Raw genomic sequence first — 973 nt, forward strand, 5'->3', positions numbered from 1 at the left:
CTTGATCACGCTGCTGGCGCAGGCATTTCTCAAGGAGGAAGGATGTCGTCCGGCAGACACGCTGATCCTGACGCATCCGCCCTACAGTCTGGCTGAACATCCCTATTGGATCGTCAAGACGGGAGAAACCTACCGCAGCGGCGAAGACGCGCAGATGCATGATCATTACGATGAACTGACCGGCTGGCAGAACCTGCACGCCCGCCTGCAAACGCTGGTTAACACGGTACACACCGTAACCAGGCAGCACGTCACGCCGATCGATATGAAGGACTTCCTGAAAAGCGACACGCCGTATTACGGCACCGTCGGCGCCAGATGGGATCCCGCCAAGGAACGGGACAACCGGCGCAAGGTCTATCTGTATTTTTGTCCGCAGGACATGACGGTAGCACTCGATAGTGTGCAGGGCATAGGCTGGCAGGGCGTGCCGGACTTCATCGAGGGCGAGCAATTGCTGCCGGACGAGCGCGTCCGCTACTTCGATGCGACGGCGGGAGAGACGCGGCGCATCGGCAGCGCCCCGACAAGAAGCAAGACCGTGCTGCGCCGGCCGTTGCAGGAATTGGGGGAGGGTTTTTACCAGCGCGTATTCACGGACAAGCAAAGGATCAATCCTGCGACGGGGAATGCCGAACCCGTGTTGGTGGGCGCTGCGCCGCACGACTACGCTTTGCGGATCAAGGGGGAAAACGATCATGCCCATGTGGCCAGCGGCAACCGCGTCATGCGCGACGGCTTCCCCGCGGTGAAATGGCCCATCGCAAAGAACGGGGCTTGGCCAGACAGGCGCAGCGAACGTGAACAACGCGACGGCATCCGCAGTGTCACCGGCGAGGCGTTGCCGACACCGGTGGCTGCCGATCTGCGCGGGCAACAACAGATCGATCGCAAGGATGGTCCCTACGAGGCGGTCGACCCCATCGATGCCAGCACCGCCGTCTCCAGTGGCAAGGGAGTAAACGACAAGTGG

General features: G+C 61.6%; 1 protein-coding gene. It reads left to right on the plus strand.

The window, feature by feature from the left end:
• Window positions 1-973, plus strand: a 973-nt coding sequence (locus H7U20_RS02410) for a T6SS effector phospholipase Tle3 domain-containing protein (protein ID WP_199518026.1), incomplete at both ends; no start/stop codon positions are given.

Source organism: Rugamonas violacea (genome assembly GCF_016461825.1).
GTDB lineage: Bacteria > Pseudomonadota > Gammaproteobacteria > Burkholderiales > Burkholderiaceae_D > Rugamonas.